This is a genomic window from Streptomyces sp. NBC_00670 (assembly GCF_036226765.1).
GTDB lineage: Bacteria > Actinomycetota > Actinomycetes > Streptomycetales > Streptomycetaceae > Streptomyces.
In genome coordinates, this window is record NZ_CP109017.1 from 7,381,283 (window position 1) to 7,401,027 (window position 19,745).

Consider the following 19,745-nt stretch of genomic DNA (forward strand, 5'->3'; position numbering starts at 1 on the left):
CTGTCCTCCAGAGGGGACGGGAGTGGGGGGCGGGGTGTGGCGGCGGATCAGCCCTTGACCGCGCCGGCCGCGAAGCCGGACGTGACGTGCCGTTGCAGCAGCAGGAACACCACCAGCGCGGGCAGCGAGAACAGGGTGGAGGCGGCCATGGTGGCGCCCCAGTCGGTGCCGAAGACGTTGTGGAACGAGGACAGCCACACCGGCAGCGTGCGGTGGTCCTGCTGCTTGATGATCAGGAAGTTGGCGTAGGCGAACTCGTTCCACGCCGTGATGTAGCCGAACAGGGAGGTCGCCATCAGCCCGGGCGCGAGCAGCGGCAGGGCCACGTGCCGGAACGCCGACAGCCGTGTACAGCCGTCGAGTTGGGCGGACTCCTCCAGCTCCGGCGGGATCGTGGAGAGGAAGCCGCGCAGGACGACGATGGTGAACGGCAGGGTCATCATGAAGTAGACCAGCGTCAGCGTGGGCAACCGGTCGAGCATGTCGGTGTCCCGCGCGATGATGTACACGGGGATGATGAGCGACTCCCACGGCGCCATCTGGGCGACGAACACCGCCAGCATGAACTGCCGCCGGCCCCGCCAGCGCATCCGTGCCACGGCGAAGGAGGCGCCCAGTGCCACGAGCAGCGCGAGCACCACCGTGCCCAGCGTCACCAGCAGACTGTTGCGCCAGAACAGGCCGAAGCCGTCGGCGTCGACCGCCCGCCGGAAGTGGTCCAGCGTCCAGGTGCGGGGCAGCAGCCGGGGATGGGCGGACTGGATGTCACGGTTGGGGGTGAACGCGGTGGTGATCATCCAGTAGACCGGGAAGAGACACACCACCACCGTCACGGTCGCGGCCAGGTGCAGCGGAAGCCGGCGAAGTGCCCGTCGGGTGCTCACAGTTCGGCCTCCTGACGGAACATCTGCCGGAAGTAGAGGACCAGCACGCCCGACATCAGCAGCACCGTGAGCATGGACGCCGCCGAGCCGAGGTCGTAGCGCTGCTGGCTGAGCGCCGTCTGCACGGCGTACACCGGCAGGATCGTGGTGGCGTCGCCGGGGCCGCCGCGGGTCATCACCCAGATCTGCACGAACGCCTTGAACGTCCAGATGACTTCGAGCGAGAGCACCAGCATGAACAGGGGCCGCACGATCGGCAGCGTCACCGACCGGAAGATGCGGGCACCGGAGGCGCCGTCCAGCCGCGCCGCCTCGTACAGGTCGCAGGGCACGGTGGTGAGCGCCGAGTACAGGGTGATCGCCGCGAAGGGCACCGACTGCCACACCACGAGCGCCACCAGGATCGCGAACGCCGCGGGACCGTGCGCGAGCCACGGGTAGTCCTTGAACGAGGTGAACCCGAGCCCGGTCAGGGCGTGGTTGACGATGCCGAACCGTGAGTGGAACAGCCACTGGAACACCGTCGTCGCCGCGACCACGGGCATCGCCCAGGCCAGTACCAGCGCGCTGAGCACCGCCGTGCGCCAGCGGCGGCCCAGGCGCTCGATCATCAGGGCCACCAGCGTGGACAGCACCATGATCAGGACGACGTTGACCGCCATGAACAGGAACGTGCGGCGCACGACCGTCCAGAACCGCGGATCGGTCAGCAGCGTGCGGTAGTTGGCGAATCCGACGACGTGCGCGTCGCCGAGGATGAGCTGGCGGAGCCCGAAGTCCTGGAAGGAGATCAGCACCGCGCGGGCCAGCGGATAGACGAGCAGGTACAGCATGCCGAGGACGGCGGGCGCGATCAGCAGATACGGCCAGACGCCGGCCATGGTGGTGCGGCGGGCGGGGCCCGGCGGGCGGCGGGGCGGCGGCACGAGGGGGCGGTGGCGCACGGCCCGCTCACGGACGACCGACATGAGCGCACTCCTTTCACCGGACGGCCGGCGGTCGGCGGTCCTGGGTGGGTGGCGGTCGTTGCTGGGCGGCTCAGGTGCCGGACTTCATGGCCCGGGTGATGGCGTCGGACGCCTTCTTCGCCTCGCGGGCGGGATCTCCTCCGGTGAGGACCGCCGTCATGTAGTCCTTGATCGGGTTCTTGGCCTCGACGGCGGCCCAGCCCGGCGTATTGGGTGTGGCGTGCCCCTGGGCCGCGCCGACGGCCATCGCGGAGGCGCCCGGGTCACCGGCGACCGCCGCCGTCAGCGTCGTCTTGTTCGGCACGTAGCTCATCGCGGCCGCGAGCTTCTTCTGCCAGGCGTCGCCGGTGAGTTCCTTGACGAACGTGTAGGCGGCGTCGTGGTGCCGCGAAACCACCGGGATCACCAGGTCGGAGCCGCCGGTGAAGACCGCGCCCGGGGTGTCCGCCGTCTTCCCCGGGATCGGGAAGAAGCCCAGCTTGCCCTTGAGGGCGGGGGCGTTCTGGGTGACGACGTTGGCGCCGCCCGGGGTGCTGATGATCTGGGCCACCTGCTCCTTGGCCATCACCTCCGCCTGCGGCGGGTTCGCCTCGTCGGAGTCCTTGGGCCCCTTGCCGAGCGCCTGGAGCTTCTCGTAGAAGGCCATCGCGCGCAGTGCCCCGGGCGTGTCCAGGGTGCCGTGCCAGCTGCCGCCGGACTCGGCGGCCAGGTCGCCGCCCTCGTCCCAGACGAAGCCGGAGAGGGTGTACCAGTTCTGTCCGGGCAGGTAGATGCCCTGTTGGCCGCCCTTGTCCAGCTTCTTCGTCGCGTCGATCCACTGCGCGCGCGTCCTGATCTTCGAGGCGTCGATCCCGGCCTTCGCGAACAGGTCCTTGCGGTAGATGACGACGCGGTTGGCCGCGTAGTACGGGATGCCGTACTGCTTGCCCTCGTAGGCGCCGGGCTCGGCGAGGCCCTTGAGCCAGGAGGCACCGCCGAGCTCGGAGACCTTGTCGCTGAGGTCCAGCAGACCGCCGCTCGCCGCGAACTGGGCCACCTGGGTGTTGCCGGTCTCGATGACGTCGGGGGCGTCGTTGCTGGCCAGCGCGGCGGTGACCTTCTCCCCGATGCCGTCCCACTCCTGGATCTGCACCCGGACGTCGATGTCGGGATGGGCCTTCTCGAAGCCCTTCTCGAACTCCTTCTGGAACGCGGCGGACACGCTGTCGCGCATCAGCCACACGTCGATGGTGGTCCGCCCGCCGGCCCCGGAGCCCCCGTCGGAGCCGGACGAGCTGCAGGCACTGATTCCGACGGCCGCGACGAGCGACAGGCCGGCGAGCAAGCGGTGCTTCACGGGTCACCTCTGGGAGTCGCGCCTGGAGTCGTACCTGACCAGTTGGCGAACTGGTCAGATGACCTCTGCTGGTGGAGAAAGGTGGCATAGACCAATGCGGCCGTCAACCCTCAATGAACAGCGAATAGTTGTGGATCACGGGCGGCCCGTGGTCAACTGGTCAGGCAACTGGTCGTACGGACGTGGGACGGAACGGGGGAGTGACGTGGACGCCGACGCGAACGGCGGCGCGCCGGAGCCGGTGCTCGAACGCGCGCCGGAACCGGTGCTCAGACGTGAGCCGGGACCGGTGCTCAAACGCGAGCTGGTGCGCGACCACATCCTGGAGCTGATCGAGTCGCAGCGCCCGGGCGACCCGATCCCCTCCGAGCGCACCCTGTGCGCCCGCCTCGGGGTGTCCCGGCCCACGCTGCGCGCCGCCGTCGACGAACTCGTCGCCGCCGGGCTTCTCGTCCGCGAACACGGCCGCGGCATGTTCGTCGCCCCGGAGAAGATCACCCAGGAGCTGGTCGCCCAGGAACAGGCGATGACCGTGCCCCAGGCCGACGGCGCCTGGTCGAGCCGGCTGCTGGAGTTCACCACCATCCAGGCGGGCGCCCGCATCGGCCACCGGCTGCGCCTCTCACCCGCGGCGAAGATTGTCTACGTGGCCCGGCTCCGCCTCGTCGACGGGGAGCCGATGGCCATCGAGCACCTGCACATCCGCGCCGACCTCGTGCCCGGGCTCACCCCGCAGGAACTGGAGAGCGGCGACCTCTACGAGCACTTGCGCCGGCACCACGACGTTCACGTCCGCGAAGCCGTACAGGGCATCGAGCCGACCGTCGTCACCCGTGCCGAGGCCGAGCTGCTCGACGTGCCGGAGCTGTCGCCCGCGCTGCTCTTCGAACGGCTCACCTCGGACGTGCGGGGGCGCCCCGTGGAGTACGTCCACTCGCTCTACCGCGGCGACCGCTACCGCATCGTCTCGCGCCTCACCCTCGGCCCCACCGCCGCGACGACGGCCGGGCCGGCGCCCGCTCACCACCCGGGCCACCACCCCGGCATCCCGCCCGGCGACTTCGCCCACGGGGACACGGTGGCCTCCTCCACGCGGGGGGACGTCCAGCAGGCGCCCTGAGGCGCGGGCGCGGCAACAGCTCGGGCGGGCGGGTCCGTGTCGCGCGGGTCCGACGTGGGCATCCGTTCGGTGGGGACCATACTGGTCGAGTCCCCCGGGTTCTGAACAGAACGGTTCCATGGCCAAGAACAACAGCTCCGAGACGCTCGTCCCCGCCACCGTGTGGCTGGCCCGCGGCCGCCACCCCGGGCCCGAGCCCGAGCAGGACGTCCGCCGCAACCTGATCGCCCTCAAGGCGGCCGGGGTGCTCGACGACTTCCTCGACCTCGACCCCGTCGAGGCGGCCCGCTCCACCGTCCTGCACCCCCGCGAGGCCGCCGCCGACCCCGGCCCGAACGCCCGCCGCCTCTTCGAGGCCCGCTGGCGCGTCGCCGACGACGTCACCGTCCGCGCGCAGCTCACCACGTACGACCCCGAGAGCCGCCGCAAGGACGGCGAGGGCGTCACCTGGGTGCTGGCCGCCGAGGCCGAGCGCGCCTGGAACCCGCACTGGCCCTCGCCCGCCACCATGTTCTGGCCCGACAGCGACCAGGTCCCCTGGGACCACGACACCGTGCCGGACGTCCGGCTGCGCACGGTCAACCACCTGCCCAAGGACGGCGACGCGCTGCGCCACCGGCTGCGGGACTGCGTCCGCGGAAGCTGGTTCGTCCACCTCGTGGTGCACGAGGCGATGACGCCGGACGCACGGGGCCAGCGGCCGCTCTCCGGCTTCCTGCCGCCGAGCCTGCGGCACCGCGTCGTCGAGCACCGGGCCACCCCGGAGCAGGCGCAGATCGCCGACTTCGAGATGAAGCGCGAGCTGAACGTGCGCATGCCGCGCGGCGGCGCCGTCGTCCTGCCCGCCGAACCGCGAAGCCCCGAGTACGACGTGTACGACGCCGAGCGGTTCACCGTGCACAGCGTCTTCCTGGACGGCTCCGAACCCACCGACCTGCTGCGCACCCTCACGGAGTTCGCGGCGCTGCCCCGGCCGCTGCCCGAGGACGCCGAGCGAGCCCTGGCCCGGCTGCGCCAGGGCTGGCACCTGCTGACCCGGGACGAGGAACTGGTCCACGCCCAGGCCATGGTCGTCAAGTACGCCGAGGCGCTCGACGCCATGACGAAGTCCTGCGACCTCTACAAGGAGGCGGCCGAGGCGGCACAGGCCGCCCTGGCCGACTTCACCGGCGGCGACGGAACGCCCGGGCCGCCCGCGACCGGCACGGCCAGGGCGGACCGCTCACCGCTGGACACCCTCACGAAGACGTTCGGCCGCTTCCGCCTCCCGAAGAAGTAGCGCCCCCGCCCCGACCGTCGTGCGACGTGCGACGTGCGACGTGCGACGTGCGGTCAGGCGTAGTGCCGGTACACCGCCTGGGCCACGCACGCCGGCTTGGCGCTGCCCTCGACCTCGACGGTGAACGTCAGCACCATCTGCACCCCGTTGCCCTTGACCTCCTCGACGGAGTCGACGGCACCGTGCAGCCGGATCCGCGCGCCGACCGGCACCGGACTCGGGAAACGGACCTTCTCCAGGCCGTAGTTGACGCTCATCGACGTGCCCTCGATCTCCAGGAGATCGCCGAACAGCGGGATGATCAGGGAGAGCGTGAGGTACCCGTGGGCGATGGGCCCGCCGAAGGGTCCTTCCTTCGCCCGCTCCGGGTCGGTGTGGATCCACTGGTGGTCGCCGGTGGCGTCGGCGAAGGTGTTGACGCGCTCCTGCGTGATCTCCAGCCAGTCGGTACGGCCGAGGTCGCGGCCGGCGAGGGCGAGAAGGCCGTCGAGGCCCTTGGCGGTGGTGGCGGACATGGTGTGCTGCCTTTCGTCGAAGGAACTCGTCGGAGGAATTCGTCGGAGGAAGGGGAGGGGTTGTTCAGGGCCGGTCGGCCGGGCCGGGCGCGTAGGCCTTCCGCACGGCCGATTTGACGATCTTCCCCGAGGCCGTCCGCGGCAGCGCGTCCACGAACGCCACGGTCTTCGGGATCTTGTACTTGGCGAGCCGGCCGCGCAGCCGGTCCAGGATCTCGGAGCCGTCGGCTCCGGCGTCGGCGCCGGGCTCCAGGACGACGACCGCGTGGCCCACCTCGCCCCACACGGGGTCCGGCACGCCGATCACCGCGCACTCGCGGACGGCGGGGTGACCGAGCAGCGCGTCCTCCACCTCGGCCGGATACACGTTCTCGCCGCCGGAGACGAACATGTCCTTGACCCGGTCGACGATGTAGGCGTACCCGTCCTCGTCGGTCCGCGCCACGTCGCCGGTGCGCAGCCAGCCGTCCTCGGTGAAGGCCGCCGCGGTGTCCTCGGGACGGCCCCAGTAGCCGGACATGACGTTCGGGCCCTGGACGAGGACCTCGCCCTTCTCCCCGGGCCCGGCGGGGCCGCCGTCGGCCGCCCGTACCCGGGTGTCGGTGAAGAAGTGCGGCACCCCGGCGGACCCGGCCTTGGCGGAGGCCTGCTCCCGGTCCAGGAAGAGCACACCGGGCGAGGCCTCCGTCATGCCGTACCCCTGGCTGAAGGCCAGCCCGCGCGCGAGGTACGTCTCGATGGTGCGCGCGGGCACCGGCGCCCCGCCGCAGCTCACCGAGCGCAGGCTGGACAGGTCCGTCTCCCGCCAGCGCGGGTGCGCGGCCATGGCGTCGTACATCGTGGGCACGCCGAACATGTACGTCACCCGGTGCGCGGCGACGGCCTCCAGGACGCGCCCGGCGTCGAAGGCCTCGTGGAGCACCACCCGGCCGCCCTTGAGGAGGGTCGGCAGACACGTCATGTTGAGCCCGGCGGTGTGGAAGAGCGGGGCGACGACGAGGGTGGTCTCGTCACCGGTCAGATCGGTGTCCACCAGGACGTTGAGGCTGTTCCAGGTGATGTTGGCGTGCGAGAGCACCGCCCCCTTGGGCCGGCCGGTCGTCCCCGAGGTGTACATGATCATGCAGGGGTCGTCCGGGGCGACGGGTTCGTCCAGGGGGTCCGTACGTCCGCCGGTCAGCAGTTCCTCGTAGCCGAGGGCGTCGTCGTCCCCGCCCGTGCCGAGGGTGATGCGGCGGAGGGCGGGAGCGTCCGCGCAGGCCGCGGCGGCCGTCCCGGCGTGTTCGGCGGCGTGCACCAGCACAGTGCTGCCGGAGTCCGACAGGTTGTACGCCAGCTCCGGTGCGGCCAGCCGGGTGTTGAGGGGGACGAAGACGGCACCGAGCGCGCCGGTCGCGAAGAGCGTCTCCAGGAAGGCCGGGTGGTTGGGGCCCAGGTGGGCGACGCGGTCGCCGCGGGCGACGCCGAGCGCGCGCAGCGCGTGTGCCAGGCGCAGCACCCGTGCGTGCAGGTCGCGGTAGGTGAGGTGGGTGTCCCCGTGGACGATCGCCGTGCGCTGTGGTGTCTTGCGGGCCCGGCGCGCGGGCCAGGAACCGATCCCTTGGTTCAACACGGCGTCTCCCTCACTCCCCGCGCAGGCCGAGCAGGCGGGCGGCGTTGTCCTTGAGGATCTTCGGCCGCACCTCGGGCTTGATGTCGAGCTTCTCGAAGTCGGCGAGCCAGCGGTCCGGGGTGATGACCGGATAGTCGGAGCCGAACAGCACCTTGTCCTTGAGCAGCGAGTTGGCGTACCGCACCAGCTGCGGCGGGAAGTACTTCGGCGACCAGCCGGAGAGGTCGATGTACACGTACGGCTTGTGCGTGGCCACCGCGAGCGCCTCGTCCTGCCAGGGGAACGAGGGGTGCGCCAGGATGATGCGCAGCTCGGGGAAGTCCACGGCGACGTCGTCCACGAGCATCGGGTTGGAGTACTTCAGCCGGATGCCGCCGCCCCCGGGCACCCCGGCGCCGATGCCGGTCTGCCCGGTGTGGAACAGCGCGGGCACGCCGAGCTCCTCGATCGCCTCGTAGAGCGGGTAGGCCATCCGGTCGTCGGGGGAGAAGGCCTGGATGCTCGGGTGGAACTTGAAGCCGCGCACCCCGTACTCCGTCACCAGCCGGCGGGCCTCGCGGACGCCCGCCCGGCCCTTGTGCGGGTCGACGCCGGCGAACGGGATGAGCACGTCCGGGTGGGCGGCGCAGTTCTCGGCGACCTCCTCGTTGGAGATGCGGGGGTGGCCGGTGGCGTGCTCGGCGTCCACGGTAAAGACGACGGCGGCCATCCGGCGTTCGCGGTAGTACGTGGCCATCTCGTCGATGGTCGGCTGCCGGTGGCCGTGCGCCTTGAAGTACTCCTCGGAGGCGCCGAACAGTTCGGGGCTGAGCGCCCCGTGGCCGGACCGGGAGATCTCGGCGTGGGTGTGGACGTCGATGGCGGTCAGGGCGTCGACGTCGAGGACCGGGTCGCTCATGTCATGCCTCCGGGGCCTTGGGGGCCGGGATGCCGTACGTCTCGGGCTCGGCCCCGACACCGTCGTACCATCCCTTGGCGAGGGCGTCCGCGCTCCAGCCGCCGTCGGCGAAGGCGACGGTCTTCTCGGCGGGATGGGACCACAGGGCCAGGCGGTCGCCGCCGATGCCGATGGCCTGACCGGTGATGTCCTTGGCGGCATCGGAGGCGAGGAAGGTGATCAGGCCCGCCACGTCCTCGACGGTGCCCAGGCCCTCGTCCTTGCGCAGCCAGTCCGGCAGGGGCGCGCCCGTGCGCTCTGCCTCTTCGAGGACCGGGGCGAAGGCCGGGATGGTCTTGGTCATCTCCGTGGCGGCGACCGGCACGACGGCGTTGGCGGTGACGTCGGCCCTGGCCAGCTCCAGCGCCCAGGTGCGGGCCATCGCCACGATGCCGGCCTTGGCGGCGGCGTAGTTGGTCTGGCCGAAGTTGCCCCGCTGGCCGGCGGGGGAGGAGATCAGGATCAGCCGGCCCCCGGTGCCCTGCTCGCGCATCCGGACCGCCGCCGCGCGGGCACAGGTGAAGGTGCCGCGCAGATGGACCCGGACGACGGCGTCGAAGTCGTCGTCCGTCATCTTCCACAGCACCCGGTCGCGCAGGATGCCGGCGTTGGTGACGAGGACGTCCAGGCTGCCGAACTCCCGTACGGCCGTCTCCGTCAGCCGCTCGGCGGCCTCGCTGTCGCCCACGGCGGCCACGACGCCGACCGCCCGGCCGCCGTCCGCCGTGATGGAGGCGACGGCGGCGTCGACCGCGTCGGCGTCCACGTCGTTGACGACGACGGCGGCGCCGGCCGCGGCGAGGGCCCGGGCATAGGCGAGCCCGAGCCCGCGCCCGCTCCCGGTGACGACGGCGGCCTTTCCGTGCAGATCCATGGCTGTCCCTCTCCCTGATCGACAGGAATCCTGTTGGTTCGCTCAGTGTTCTCCTTCGACAGGATTCCTGTCAATGGCTTAGGGTGGGCGTCTCGACGTGGTCAGAACGAGGCAGGTGACTGCCGGGGGAGGCACGGCATGACGGAGACGAGCCGGTCCGCGGTGGCGGACGGCGTGGAGCCGAGCCCCTCGCTGCTCTATCTGCTCAAACGGACGGAACTCGTCGTGCGGGCGCGGCTTGAGGAGCTGCTCAAGCCGGCCGGGGTGACCGCGCTCCAGTACACGGCGCTGACCGTGCTGGAGCGGCGCGACGGGGTGTCCGCCGCGCAGCTCGCCCGGGACTCGTTCGTCACGGCGCAGTCCATGGCCGACATGGTCCGCGCGCTGGAGAACCGGGGGCTGGTCCGGCGCGAGCCGAACCCCGGCAACCGGCGCGAGAAGGTGATCCTGCTCGCGGACGCGGGGCGCCGGCTGCTGGCGCGGTACGCCGAACCGGCCCGGCTGCTGGAGGAGCGCATGGTCGGCGAGCTGGAACCCGCCGACGTCGAGCGCTTCCGTGACTACCTCAAGAGCGCCCACCGGTCACTGTCCTGAGGTGAGCGGTGGGCGGGACGCCGGCAGGGCGGGACGCGGGAGAACTACCGCTTCGCCCGTGACACCTCGTCCAGCCTGCGGGCCCGTGCGGCCTGCTCGAACGGGGTGTCGCCGTGCGCCTTGCGGTCGCCCAGGGAGGCGTACAGCTCCGCTATGGCGGCGGTGTCGTGGTGGGTGGCCAGTTCCGCCAGTTCGGGCGAGACCGTGGCGAGGATCTGCCGGAACCGCAGTTCGGCGAGCGGGCCGAGGCGGTCGTAGATCTGCACGAAGACCCGCTGGGCGCGCGGGCGGTCCCAGTCGGGCGGCAGCAGCGGGGCCGGGAGGTCGGGATCGGTCTCGGGGAACCGCCGCCAGGCGACCCGCAGTTCGGTGCGGGTGCGCAGCGCCTGCGCCGGGCTGATGAGACCGGCGTCGAGACTGCCCAGCACGGGCTCGTAGCGCTCGGCGAACTCCCGGTACTCGCGCACCAGTTCCGTCAGGTCGAAGGCGGAGGTGAGGGAGCCCTGCGGGGTGCCGCCCGGCACCTGGGTGCACCGCAGCACGGTCGCGGTCCTGATGCCGAGCTCCCGCAGCAGCTCCTGGGCGTCCCCGCCGAGGTCGCGCGGTGACACCCACACCCCGTCGTAGAGCGCGGCGAACCCCAGCAGACGCAGCCGGGAACGGAGCGTAGTGCGTACGCCGCGGTCCTGTTCGGGGACGGAGAACGTGACGACCGTCCACTGTCCGTCCCACTCAGGGGCGACGGTGCCGAACGTCAGCATGCGGTACGTGCGCTCGACGATCACCTCCGAGGTGCGGGCCGGGATGCCGTACGCCGTGGTGCGTCCGCTGCGCGAGGTGTCCAGCAGTCCGCGGGCCACGAGGCGGCGCATCGCCGCGCGGGCGCCGTCCGAGGTGACATCGAAGTCGGCAAGCAGTCTGACCAGCGCGGTAGCCGGAATGTGCTCGTCGCGCCAGTACCAGAAATCGCCCAGCAGGGACGTCAGCAGGAGCTGGGGTTCCGCCCCGCTCCGATCCCGGGGCAGCTCGGCCTTCGACAGGTCCTTCCCCATGACACCTCGGATTCTCGCGCACCATTCGGGTCGGTCGAAAGTATGGCACGACCCTTGTCATAGGTGACACCTCGTGCGACGCTCGGCAGCGATACCGACAATGGTGCGGATCTCATTTCATGCAAGGGAATGCCTTCATGCGCAACTCCTCATCCCACCGCCGGTGGCGAACACCTGCCACACTCACCACCGCGCTGCTCTCCGCCCTCGCCCTCGCCGGCTGCGGCTCCTCCGGGGAGGAGGCAAGCTCCTCCCCGTCCGTGGCCAAGGTTCCGGCGCTGCACGACGCCCTGCCGGAGTCCGTCAAGGACTCGGGCGTCCTGCGCTTCGCGGGTGACTCGCACCCGCCCTTCCGGTCGGTCGGCGCGGACGGCACGGTCACCGGCATCGACCGCGACCTGCAGAAGGCCCTCGGTCAGGTACTCGGGGTGCGCACCGAGGTGACGATCGTGAGCAACCTGCCCGCGGCGCTGCAGGGGATGCTCAGCGGGCGCTACCAGGCGTTCAACGGACCGGTGGAGGCGACGACCGAGCGCGAGCGCCAGTTCGACACCATCACCTGGATGACCAGCCGCACCTCCTACGTGCTGCCCAAGGGCTCCAAGGACTCCAAGGGCGAGGTCTCCTCGGCGGCCGGGCTGTGCGGCAAGAAGGTCGCCGTGGTCAAGTCGAGCATCGTCGAGGGCCAGTTGAAGAAGCTCTCCGCGTACTGCACCGCCCACGGCAAGGACCCCGCGCGGTCGATCGGCCTCGACGACACCAACGCCACCCTGCTGGCCACCAAGTCGGGCCGCGCCGACGCCGCCGGCATGACCCAGGCCGCCGCCATCGACGTCACCAAGTCCCAGTCGGACACCTACGTCTACGTCACGCAGAGCGAGGAGCAGGGCGCCACCACCGACAACCTCGCCCTCCTTGTCCCCAAGGACAGCGGCCTCGGCCCGGTGGTCCAGAAGGCCTTCCAGAAGCTCTTCGACAACGGTGAGTACCGCCGGGTCATGAAGCACTGGGGACTGACGGACGTCATGGTCGACAAGCCCGTCCTGAACATCGCCGCCGAAGAGGGCTGAGCCGTGTCCGGATCCCTCTCCCTGAAGGAAACCGCCGCCGTCCCCGGCACCGACGACGTCGCCCACGCGGCGCGGCGCGTACGGCCCTGGCGGATCGTGGCCGCTGTCGTGCTGGCCGTCGTGGCCGCGCTGCTCCTCCGCTTCCTGTTCACCAATCCGCGGCTGGAATGGGACGTGGTCGCGGACAACCTCTTCGACCCCAGCGTCCTGTCCGGCCTCGGCACCTCGGTGTGGCTGGCCGTCGCCGCCATCGCCATCGGCTCCGTCGTCGGCGCGGCCCTGGCGGCGGCCCAGCTCTCGGACTTCGCGCCGGTCCGCTGGGCGGCCGCCCTCTACATCGGCGTGTTCCGCGGCATCCCGCCGCTGGTGCAGCTCATCTTCTGGTTCAACCTCGCCTATCTCCTGCCGCGCATCTCGATCGGCATCCCCTTCGGCCCCGCGTTCGCCTCCTGGAACGCCAACGACGTCATCACCCCCGTCACGGCGGCCGTGGTCGGCCTGTCACTGGTGGAGTCGGCGTACATGGCGGAGATCATCCGCAGCGGGCTGCTCAGCGTGGAACAGGGCCAGCGCGACGCCGCCCGCGCGATGGGGTTCACCCCGGCCCAGACGTTCTTCCGGGTCGTGCTGCCGCAGGCGATGCGCGTCATCATCCCGCCCAGCGGCAGCCAGTTCATCAGCGTCCTCAAGGGGACCGCGCTGGTCTCGGTGATCGCCATGGCCGATCTGCTGCACTCGGTGCAGGTCATCTACAACCGCACCTACCAGATCGTCCCCCTGCTCCTCGTGGCCTGCCTCTGGTACCTCGTCGTGGTCACCCTGTTCACCGTCGGACAGCGCCGGCTGGAGCGCCACTTCTCACGGGGCCACGCGACGAGCGGTCGCACCCCGGCCGGCCGGGGCCGCCGTCCGAAGAACGGAGCGTCCGCATGACCAGTGAGCCCGCCCTGCGCGTGCGGGGCGTCCGCAAGAGCTTCGGGGACCACGTCGCCCTGGACGGTGTCACCCTCGACGTCGCCGACGGCGAGGTCGTCACCGTCATCGGCCCCTCCGGTTCGGGGAAGTCGACACTGATCCGGTGCGTGCACCAGCTCGAGACCATCGACGCCGGCGCGATCTACCTCGACGACGAACTGCTCGGCCACGAACGGCACCGCGGCACCCTGCGGCCGCTCGGCGCCCGCCGCGTCGCCGCCCAGCGCGGCCGCATGAGCATGGTCTTCCAGCAGTTCCACCTCATCCCGCACTTCACGGTGCTGCGCAACATCACCGAGGCCCCCGTACGCGTCCACGGCCGCACCCGGCAGGACGCCGAGGCCGAGGCGCACGAACTGCTGAAGCGGGTCGGTCTCGCCGACCGCGCGCACCACTACCCGCGCCAGCTCTCCGGCGGACAGCAGCAGCGCGTGGCCATCGCCCGCGCCGTCGCCGCCCGGCCCCGCGTCATGCTCTTCGACGAGCCCACCAGCGCCCTCGACCCCGAACTGGTCGACGAGGTCCTCGCCGTCATGCGCGGCCTCGCCGCCGACGGCATGACCATGGTCGTCGTCACCCACGAGATCGCCTTCGCCAAGGAGGTCGCCGACCGCTGCGTCTTCATGGAGGCCGGCCGGATCGTGGAGAGCGGGCCGCCCGACGACATGCTCACCAACCCGCGCACCGCACGCCTGCGCGCCTTCCTCGCCCGGCACCGCGACAGCCTCGCACCCCCACAGGAGCACCTCACGTGATCACCGTTGCCTCGGTCGGCGACCTCATCCTCGACGAACCCGACCCGGCCTCCTTCCTCGCCCCCGCGGCCCCCCTGCTGACCTCGGCCGACGTCACCGTCGGACACGTCGAGGTGCCGCACTCGACCACCACCGTCCAGCAGAGCACCGACGTGCCCGCACCCCCCGCCGACCCGGCCGCCCTGACCGCGCTCGCCGACGCCGGCTTCGACGTCGTCACCCTGGCCGGCAACCACGTCTACGACGCCGGTGACGTGGGCGTCGCCGACACCGTCGCCCACGCCCGCCGGGCCGGCCTGGTGCCCGTCGGCGCCGGCGCCACACTCGACGAGGCCCGCACCCCCGCCGTCGTCGAACGCGGCGGACTGCGCGTCGGCGTCCTGTCCTACAACTGCGTCGGCCCACGCGAGTCCTGGGCCACCTCCCGCAAGGCGGGCTGCGCCTACGTCCACGTCCTCACCCACTACGAACTCGACCACGCGAGCCCCGGCGGGCCGCCGAAGACCTACACCTTCGCCGACCCCGACAGCCTGGCCGCCCTCGAAGCGGACGTGGCAGCCCTGCGCGAGCGCGCCGACGTCGTCCTCGTCGGACTGCACAAGGGCGTCGGACACACCCCGGCCACGGTCGCCATGTACGAGGGGCCGGTGGCGCGCGCCGCCATCGACGCCGGTGCCGACGCCGTGTTCGGCCACCACGCGCACATCATGCGCGGCATCGAGGTCCACCGCGGCCGGCCGATCTTCCACGGGCTCGGCAACTTCGTCACCGTCACCCGCGCCCTCACCCCCGACGCGAGCAGCCGCTCCAGCGCCGAACTCAACGAGTGGGCCCGGCGGCGCAAGGAGCTCTACGGCTTCGCCCCCGACCCGGACATGCCCGCCTACCCCTTCCACCCCGAGAGCCGCAACACCGCCGTCGCCCTCTGCCGCTTCGACGGCGAAGGCGGCATCCAGGCGGGCTTCGAACCCTGCTGGATCGACGACCTGGGGCGCCCCATGCCCTGCGGCGACACCGCACAGGGCCGCCGCGTCACCGACTACATCGAGGGCATCACCCGCACCGCGGGCCTCAACGGCCGGCTCGTCCGCGAGGACGGCCGCGTACTGATCCAGCTGCACGCCGAGAGGGCATCATGAGCGACCAGCCACTGGCCGGGCGGACCGTCATCGACCTGACCACCGCACTGGCCGGTCCCTACGCGACCCTGCTGCTGGCCGGCCTGGGCGCCACCGTCATCAAGGTGGAGAACCCGGCCACCGGAGGCGACTCCTCCCGCAACAACGCCCCCTACGTGGGCGGCGACGGCCTGTCCATGGCCCGGCAGGCACCCGACGACATGTCGGTCTCCATGCTCGCCCGCGGTCGCAACAAACTCAGCGTCACCCTCAACCTCAAGGACCCGCGCGCCCACCGCGTCTTCGCCGACCTCGTACGCGACGCCGACATCCTGGTGGAGAACTACAGCCCCGGCGTCACCGGCCGGCTCGGCATCGACTACGACGCCGTACGGACGCTCAACCCGCGCCTCGTCTACACCTCCATCAGCGGCTTCGGCAGCCAGGGCGGACCCGGCTCCGGCAAGGCGATGGACTCCATCATCCAGGCGCTGTCCGGCGTCATGCTCACCGCGGGCGAACCCGACGAGGGCCCCGTCCGCTTCGGACTGCCCGTCGGGGACATGCTCGCCCCGCTGTTCGCGGTCATCGGCACCCTGTCGGCCCTGATGCAGGCCGACCAGACCGGCGAGGGCCAGCACGTGGACGTCTCCATGCTCGGGGCGCTCACCTCCCTGGTGGCCTGCGAACCCTTCGACGCCTTCGCACAGGTCGGCATGCCCCAGCGGACCGGCGCCATGGTGCCCCGGCTCGCCCCCTTCGGCATCCTGCCCACCGCCGACGGCCACCTCGCGCTGTCCGCGCCCACCGACGCCTTCGCGCACGGCGTCCTGCGGGCGATAGGCCGTCCCGACCTCGTCGACGACGGCCGCTTCCACAGCCGTGACCAGCGGGTCCGCCACGCCGACGAGATCCACGCCCTCATCCGGGAGTGGACCCGGGTGCGCCCCACCGCCGAGATCCTCGACGCGTTCACCGCGGAAGGCGTCCCCGCCGCCGAGGTGCGCGACCCCCGGGAGGCCGTACGGGACCCGCTGGTGCGCGCGCGCGAGGAGGTCGTCCCCGTGACCCACCCCAAGCACGGCGTCGTGCCCGGCCTCACCACCACCGGCGTCCCCATCCGGTTCTCCGCCGCCCACGTGGCCCTGGACCAACCCGCTCCCGGGCTCGGCGAGCACAACGACGCGGTCTACCGCGAGCGGCTCGGCTACAGCGCCGACGACGTCGCCCGGCTGGCCGCCGAGTCGGTGATCTGACCCGCCGCGCCCGGACCCACGTCCTCGCACCACCTGGAGGAACACCCATGCCCGCTGCCCTCGCGCAGCTCCTCGCCCTCGGCACCGGCCCCGGGGAAGCCTGGGGCCCCGCCCCGGTGATCGGGTACGTCGGCGCCGACGTACCCGTGGAGTACCTCACCGCCGCCGGACTGCACCCCCTGCGCCTGTCCGGGAACCCCGAAGCACCCCACACGGCCGGCGACCGCTACCTGGGCACCGGCCTCGACCCGGCGGCCCGCTCGGTCCTCACCCGCCTCCTCGACCAGGACTACGGACCGCTCGACGGCCTCCTCGTCTCCCGGGACTGCGAGGCCTCCCTGCGCCTGTTCTACGCACTGCGCGAACTGCGCCGCGTAGAACCCTCCTTGACCCTGCCGCCGGTGCACCTGGTCGACGTGCTGCATCTGCCGCACCGGACCACCACCCGGTACGTCCGGGCCAAGTTCGCCCAGGTGCGCGCCACCGTCGGCACCTGGGCCGGCCGGACCGTCGACGACGCGGCGCTCGCCGACGCCATCGCCGCCCACGACCGGCTCCGCGCCCTGCTCACACGCGTCGCCTCGCTGCGCCGGCAGCGGCCCGCCCGGCTCACCGGCACCGAGATGCTCACCGTGGTGGCCGCGACGACGGCTCTCCCCGTCGGCCGCGCCACCGCCCTGCTCGAACAACTCCTCAAGGAGGCGGGCGAGTTGCCCCAGCACGAGGGGCTGCGGGTGTTCCTCACCGGCAGCCCGCACGACACGCCCCACGTCTATGCCGCGCTGGAGGACAAGGGGCTCCTGATCGTCGGTGAGGACCACGACCGGGGCGACCTGCTCCACCTGCGTCCGACCGGAGCACCGACCGAGGCGGCGCTCGCCGAGCGGTACCAGTACAACGGCCCCACCGCCCCGCGCGCCTCGATCCGGGCCCGGGCCGCACACACCGGCCGGGCCGCACGGGACTGCGGCGCCGAGGCCCTGGTGAGCTACGCCCGGCGGCACGACGAGGCCCCGCGCTGGGACTACGCCGCCCAGGAGGCGGCCACCGGCCTGCCGTCCGTCCTGCTCGGCCGGCAACCCTACGGCGCACTCGACGACGGGGCGGCCGAAGCGCTGACCGCACTGTGCCCCCACGCGGAGGTGACCCGGTGAACGCCCGGCTGAACTCGGCGTCGGCCGCCACCGCCCACCAGCGGCAGTGGTTCGCCGGCCTCCGCGCGGACCTGGCCGACGGCGGCGACTTCGCGCTGGTCAACGCCGACGCCCCGCAGGAGATCTTCCGCACCATGGGCATCCCGTACGTCGTCAACCAGTGGTGGTCCTCGATCGTCACCGCCAAGCGCCGCGCCCAGGACTACCTGGAACTGCTGCGCGCCCGCGGGCTCCCCGACGACAGCGAGCAGTACAGCTCCATCCCCCTGGCCTCGGCCTTCGACCCGGACCCGGCAAGCGCCCCCTGGGGCGGGCTGCCCCGGCCCACCATCGTGCTCGCGGAGACCACGGGCGACGCCTCCCGCAAGATCTTCGACCTCTGGGGCGACCAACCCGGCGTCTCCTTCTACCCGTTGGAGAGCGCCGCCGAGAACGACGTCCCCACCCGCTGGTGGGAACTCATGCCGCGCGACTGGGAACGGGCCGTCGGCAGCGACCGCCTGGACCTGATGACCGGCGAACTGGAGGGCCTCATACGGTTCCTGGAACAGACCACCGGCCGGGTCTTCTCCGAGACCCGCTTCGCCGAGGTCATGGAGCTGGTCAACGAGCAGCAGGAGTGGAACCGCCGCACCCGCGACCTGATCGCCCGTGCCCGTCCCTGCCCGCTGCCCGTCAACGACTCCATCCCCAGCGTGATGATCCCGCAGTGGCACCGGGGCACCACCTGGGCGCGCGACGCCGCCCGCGCCTTCCACGACGAGGTCGCCGAACGGGTGGCCTCCGGAACGGCCGTCCGCCCCGACGAGCGGCTGCGTCTGATGTGGATCGGCCGCGGGCTCTGGTTCGACCTCGACTTCTACCGGCGCTTCGAGGAGAGCCACGGCGCCGTGTTCGTCTGGTCGATGTACCTCGCGATCGCCGCCGACGGCTATCTCCGCTACGGCGACGACCCGCTGCGCGCCCTGGCCGCCCGCTTCGCCGCCTTCCCCGACCAGCTCTACACCCCGCCCTGGTCGGCGGAGTGGTACGTCAAGGAGGCACGGCACCACGGCGTCGACGGCGTCGTGCACCTGGTGTCGGAGGACTCCCGGGGCAGCTACTTCACGACCCGCGCGCTGGAGGCCGCCGGCATCCCCGTCCTGGAACTGCACGCCGACAACGTGGACGCGCGCGCCGCCGACGGCGACGGCCTCACCCGCACCGTCGGCGACTGGCTCGGCACGCTCACTTTGTCGGACCGGGCGGCCGGCGGGTGAGGGTGCGGCGGGCCACCGCCACCAGCTCGGCCGCCGGGCCCACCAGACGCCGTCCGGTGGGCCAGACCGCGCGCAGATCGCGCGTCAGGTCCACGCCCGTGACCTCGACACCGACCAGCAGCCCCTCGTCGAGGTCACGGCGGACGGCCAGCTCGCTCAGCACCGCCGGTCCCGAGCCCGCGATCACCGTGCCGCGCACGGCCGTCGTCGAGCCGAGCTCCACCAGGGCCCGGGCCCGCTCGCAGCCGGCCAGGTGCAGGGCGCGGTCGAGGGTCTGCCGGGTGCCGGAACCGCTCTCCCGCAGCACCAGCGGCGTACGGGACAGCTCCCGCGCGGTGAGCGGTTCCCGGCGCCGCGCCCACGGGTGACCGGGGTCGACCACGACGACGAGCCGGTCCTCGGCCACCTGCCGGGTCGACATCACCCGGGACAGCCGGGGCCCCTCGATGAACCCGACATCGGCCTCGCCCGACTCGACCAGTTCGGGCACGTGCGCGCTGTTGGTCACCTGCAATCCGATGTACAGCTCCGGTCGGCGGGCGCGCAGCTCGCTGATCCAGCCGGGCAGCAGGTACTCGGCGATCGTGAGGCTCGCCGCGACCCGCAGTTCGGCCTCCCGCCGGTCGCGCAGCTTCCCGGCCCCGGCGAGGAGGTCGTCCAGCTCGTCCAGCACCCGGCGGGCGTGCCCGGCGACGATCTGCCCGGCCAGCGTCAGCCGCGAGCCGCGCCGGGTGCGGTCCACCAGCACCAGGCCGAGCCCGCGCTCCAGCGTGGTCAGCCGGCGGCTGGCGGACGGCTGCGAGATCCGCAGCCGCTCGGCCGCCCGGCCCAGGCTCTCCAGCTCGGCCACGAGCACGAGCAGCCGCAGCGACTCCAGATCGGGGGTGCGCAGGGGGAGGGGAGCGGTACGGGGGTCCGCCGGCCCGGATGCGTCTGTCACAGCGCCAGCGTAGGCACCGGTCATACGTCCGCGCTATGACCTCCTCA

19 protein-coding genes are annotated in these 19,745 nt (G+C 72.1%); 10 read left to right on the forward strand and 9 right to left on the reverse strand.

The window, feature by feature from the left end; translation table 11 throughout:
- Positions 1-47: 47 nt before the first annotated feature.
- From OIE12_RS32460 to OIE12_RS32470, 3 genes are all read right to left on the reverse strand, one after another.
- Positions 48-884, reverse strand: coding sequence for a carbohydrate ABC transporter permease (locus tag OIE12_RS32460; protein ID WP_329141526.1), 837 nt, complete (start codon positions 882-884; stop codon positions 48-50).
- Entirely contained in the window at positions 881-1,852 is a 972-nt protein-coding gene (locus OIE12_RS32465; RefSeq protein WP_329141527.1) for a carbohydrate ABC transporter permease, read from the reverse strand. Before OIE12_RS32465 ends, OIE12_RS32460 begins: the two co-directional genes overlap by 4 nt.
- A 70-nt stretch (positions 1,853-1,922) precedes the next feature.
- Positions 1,923-3,188, reverse strand: a complete 1,266-nt coding sequence (locus tag OIE12_RS32470) for an extracellular solute-binding protein (protein WP_329141528.1) — start codon at positions 3,186-3,188, stop codon at positions 1,923-1,925.
- Positions 3,189-3,453: 265 nt separating this feature from the next.
- Here OIE12_RS32470 and OIE12_RS32475 point away from each other — a divergent pair, with 265 nt between their 5' ends.
- Positions 3,454-4,308: a GntR family transcriptional regulator gene (locus OIE12_RS32475; protein ID WP_329142363.1), complete on the forward strand. Its 855-nt coding sequence runs from the start codon at positions 3,454-3,456 to the stop codon at positions 4,306-4,308.
- 118 nt (positions 4,309-4,426) lie between these two features.
- On the forward strand, positions 4,427-5,587 hold the full coding sequence (locus OIE12_RS32480) for a hypothetical protein (RefSeq protein WP_329141529.1): 1,161 nt from the start codon (positions 4,427-4,429) through the stop codon (positions 5,585-5,587).
- A gap of 53 nt (positions 5,588-5,640) precedes the next feature.
- Here OIE12_RS32480 and OIE12_RS32485 read toward each other — a convergent pair whose 3' ends face one another.
- From OIE12_RS32485 to OIE12_RS32500, 4 genes are all read right to left on the reverse strand, one after another.
- On the reverse strand, positions 5,641-6,102 hold the full coding sequence (locus tag OIE12_RS32485; RefSeq protein ID WP_329141530.1) for a MaoC family dehydratase: 462 nt from the start codon (positions 6,100-6,102) through the stop codon (positions 5,641-5,643).
- 64 nt (positions 6,103-6,166) lie between these two features.
- The gene (locus OIE12_RS32490) at positions 6,167-7,714 is read right to left on the reverse strand and encodes an acyl-CoA synthetase (protein WP_329141531.1); all 1,548 of its coding nucleotides are present in this window, start codon (positions 7,712-7,714) and stop codon (positions 6,167-6,169) included.
- A gap of 10 nt (positions 7,715-7,724) precedes the next feature.
- A complete protein-coding gene (locus OIE12_RS32495) occupies positions 7,725-8,612 on the reverse strand; it encodes an amidohydrolase family protein (RefSeq protein ID WP_329141532.1) in 888 nt (295 codons plus the stop codon).
- 1 nt (position 8,613) lies between these two features.
- A complete protein-coding gene (locus OIE12_RS32500; protein ID WP_329141533.1) occupies positions 8,614-9,525 on the reverse strand; it encodes an SDR family oxidoreductase in 912 nt (303 codons plus the stop codon).
- Between the two features lie 138 nt (positions 9,526-9,663).
- On the opposite strand from OIE12_RS32500, the gene OIE12_RS32505 reads away from it, so the two are divergent.
- Complete coding sequence (locus OIE12_RS32505) at positions 9,664-10,119, forward strand: MarR family winged helix-turn-helix transcriptional regulator (protein WP_329141534.1); 456 nt, start codon at positions 9,664-9,666, stop codon at positions 10,117-10,119.
- A gap of 44 nt (positions 10,120-10,163) precedes the next feature.
- On the opposite strand, the gene OIE12_RS32510 is transcribed toward OIE12_RS32505, so the two are convergent.
- On the reverse strand, positions 10,164-11,171 hold the full coding sequence (locus OIE12_RS32510; protein WP_329141535.1) for a PaaX family transcriptional regulator: 1,008 nt from the start codon (positions 11,169-11,171) through the stop codon (positions 10,164-10,166).
- A gap of 137 nt (positions 11,172-11,308) precedes the next feature.
- Between OIE12_RS32510 and OIE12_RS32515 the strand changes: the two genes are divergently transcribed.
- From OIE12_RS32515 to OIE12_RS32545, 7 genes are read left to right on the forward strand one after another with little or no spacing between them, the layout of a single operon-like run.
- Positions 11,309-12,241 (forward strand): transporter substrate-binding domain-containing protein, encoded by a 933-nt coding sequence (locus OIE12_RS32515; protein WP_329141536.1) that lies wholly within the window; start codon positions 11,309-11,311, stop codon positions 12,239-12,241.
- Positions 12,242-12,244: 3 nt separating this feature from the next.
- Complete coding sequence (locus tag OIE12_RS32520) at positions 12,245-13,174, forward strand: amino acid ABC transporter permease (RefSeq protein ID WP_329141537.1); 930 nt, start codon at positions 12,245-12,247, stop codon at positions 13,172-13,174.
- Positions 13,171-13,971, forward strand: a complete 801-nt coding sequence (locus OIE12_RS32525; protein WP_329141538.1) for an amino acid ABC transporter ATP-binding protein — start codon at positions 13,171-13,173, stop codon at positions 13,969-13,971. Before OIE12_RS32520 ends, OIE12_RS32525 begins: the two co-directional genes overlap by 4 nt.
- Complete coding sequence (locus tag OIE12_RS32530) at positions 13,968-15,110, forward strand: CapA family protein (RefSeq protein WP_329141539.1); 1,143 nt, start codon at positions 13,968-13,970, stop codon at positions 15,108-15,110. The genes OIE12_RS32525 and OIE12_RS32530 overlap by 4 nt, the downstream gene beginning before the upstream one ends.
- Positions 15,107-16,345, forward strand: coding sequence for a CaiB/BaiF CoA transferase family protein (locus tag OIE12_RS32535; protein WP_329141540.1), 1,239 nt, complete (start codon positions 15,107-15,109; stop codon positions 16,343-16,345). The genes OIE12_RS32530 and OIE12_RS32535 overlap by 4 nt, the downstream gene beginning before the upstream one ends.
- Positions 16,346-16,392: 47 nt before the next feature.
- Complete coding sequence (locus tag OIE12_RS32540; RefSeq protein ID WP_329141541.1) at positions 16,393-17,499, forward strand: 2-hydroxyacyl-CoA dehydratase family protein; 1,107 nt, start codon at positions 16,393-16,395, stop codon at positions 17,497-17,499.
- Positions 17,496-18,758, forward strand: a complete 1,263-nt coding sequence (locus tag OIE12_RS32545) for a 2-hydroxyacyl-CoA dehydratase family protein (protein ID WP_329141542.1) — start codon at positions 17,496-17,498, stop codon at positions 18,756-18,758. Before OIE12_RS32540 ends, OIE12_RS32545 begins: the two co-directional genes overlap by 4 nt.
- On the opposite strand, the gene OIE12_RS32550 is transcribed toward OIE12_RS32545, so the two are convergent.
- The gene (locus OIE12_RS32550; protein ID WP_443053996.1) at positions 18,727-19,722 is read right to left on the reverse strand and encodes a LysR substrate-binding domain-containing protein; all 996 of its coding nucleotides are present in this window, start codon (positions 19,720-19,722) and stop codon (positions 18,727-18,729) included. The two genes, OIE12_RS32545 and OIE12_RS32550, sit on opposite strands and share 32 nt — an antisense overlap.
- Between the last annotated feature and the right edge of the window lie 23 nt (positions 19,723-19,745).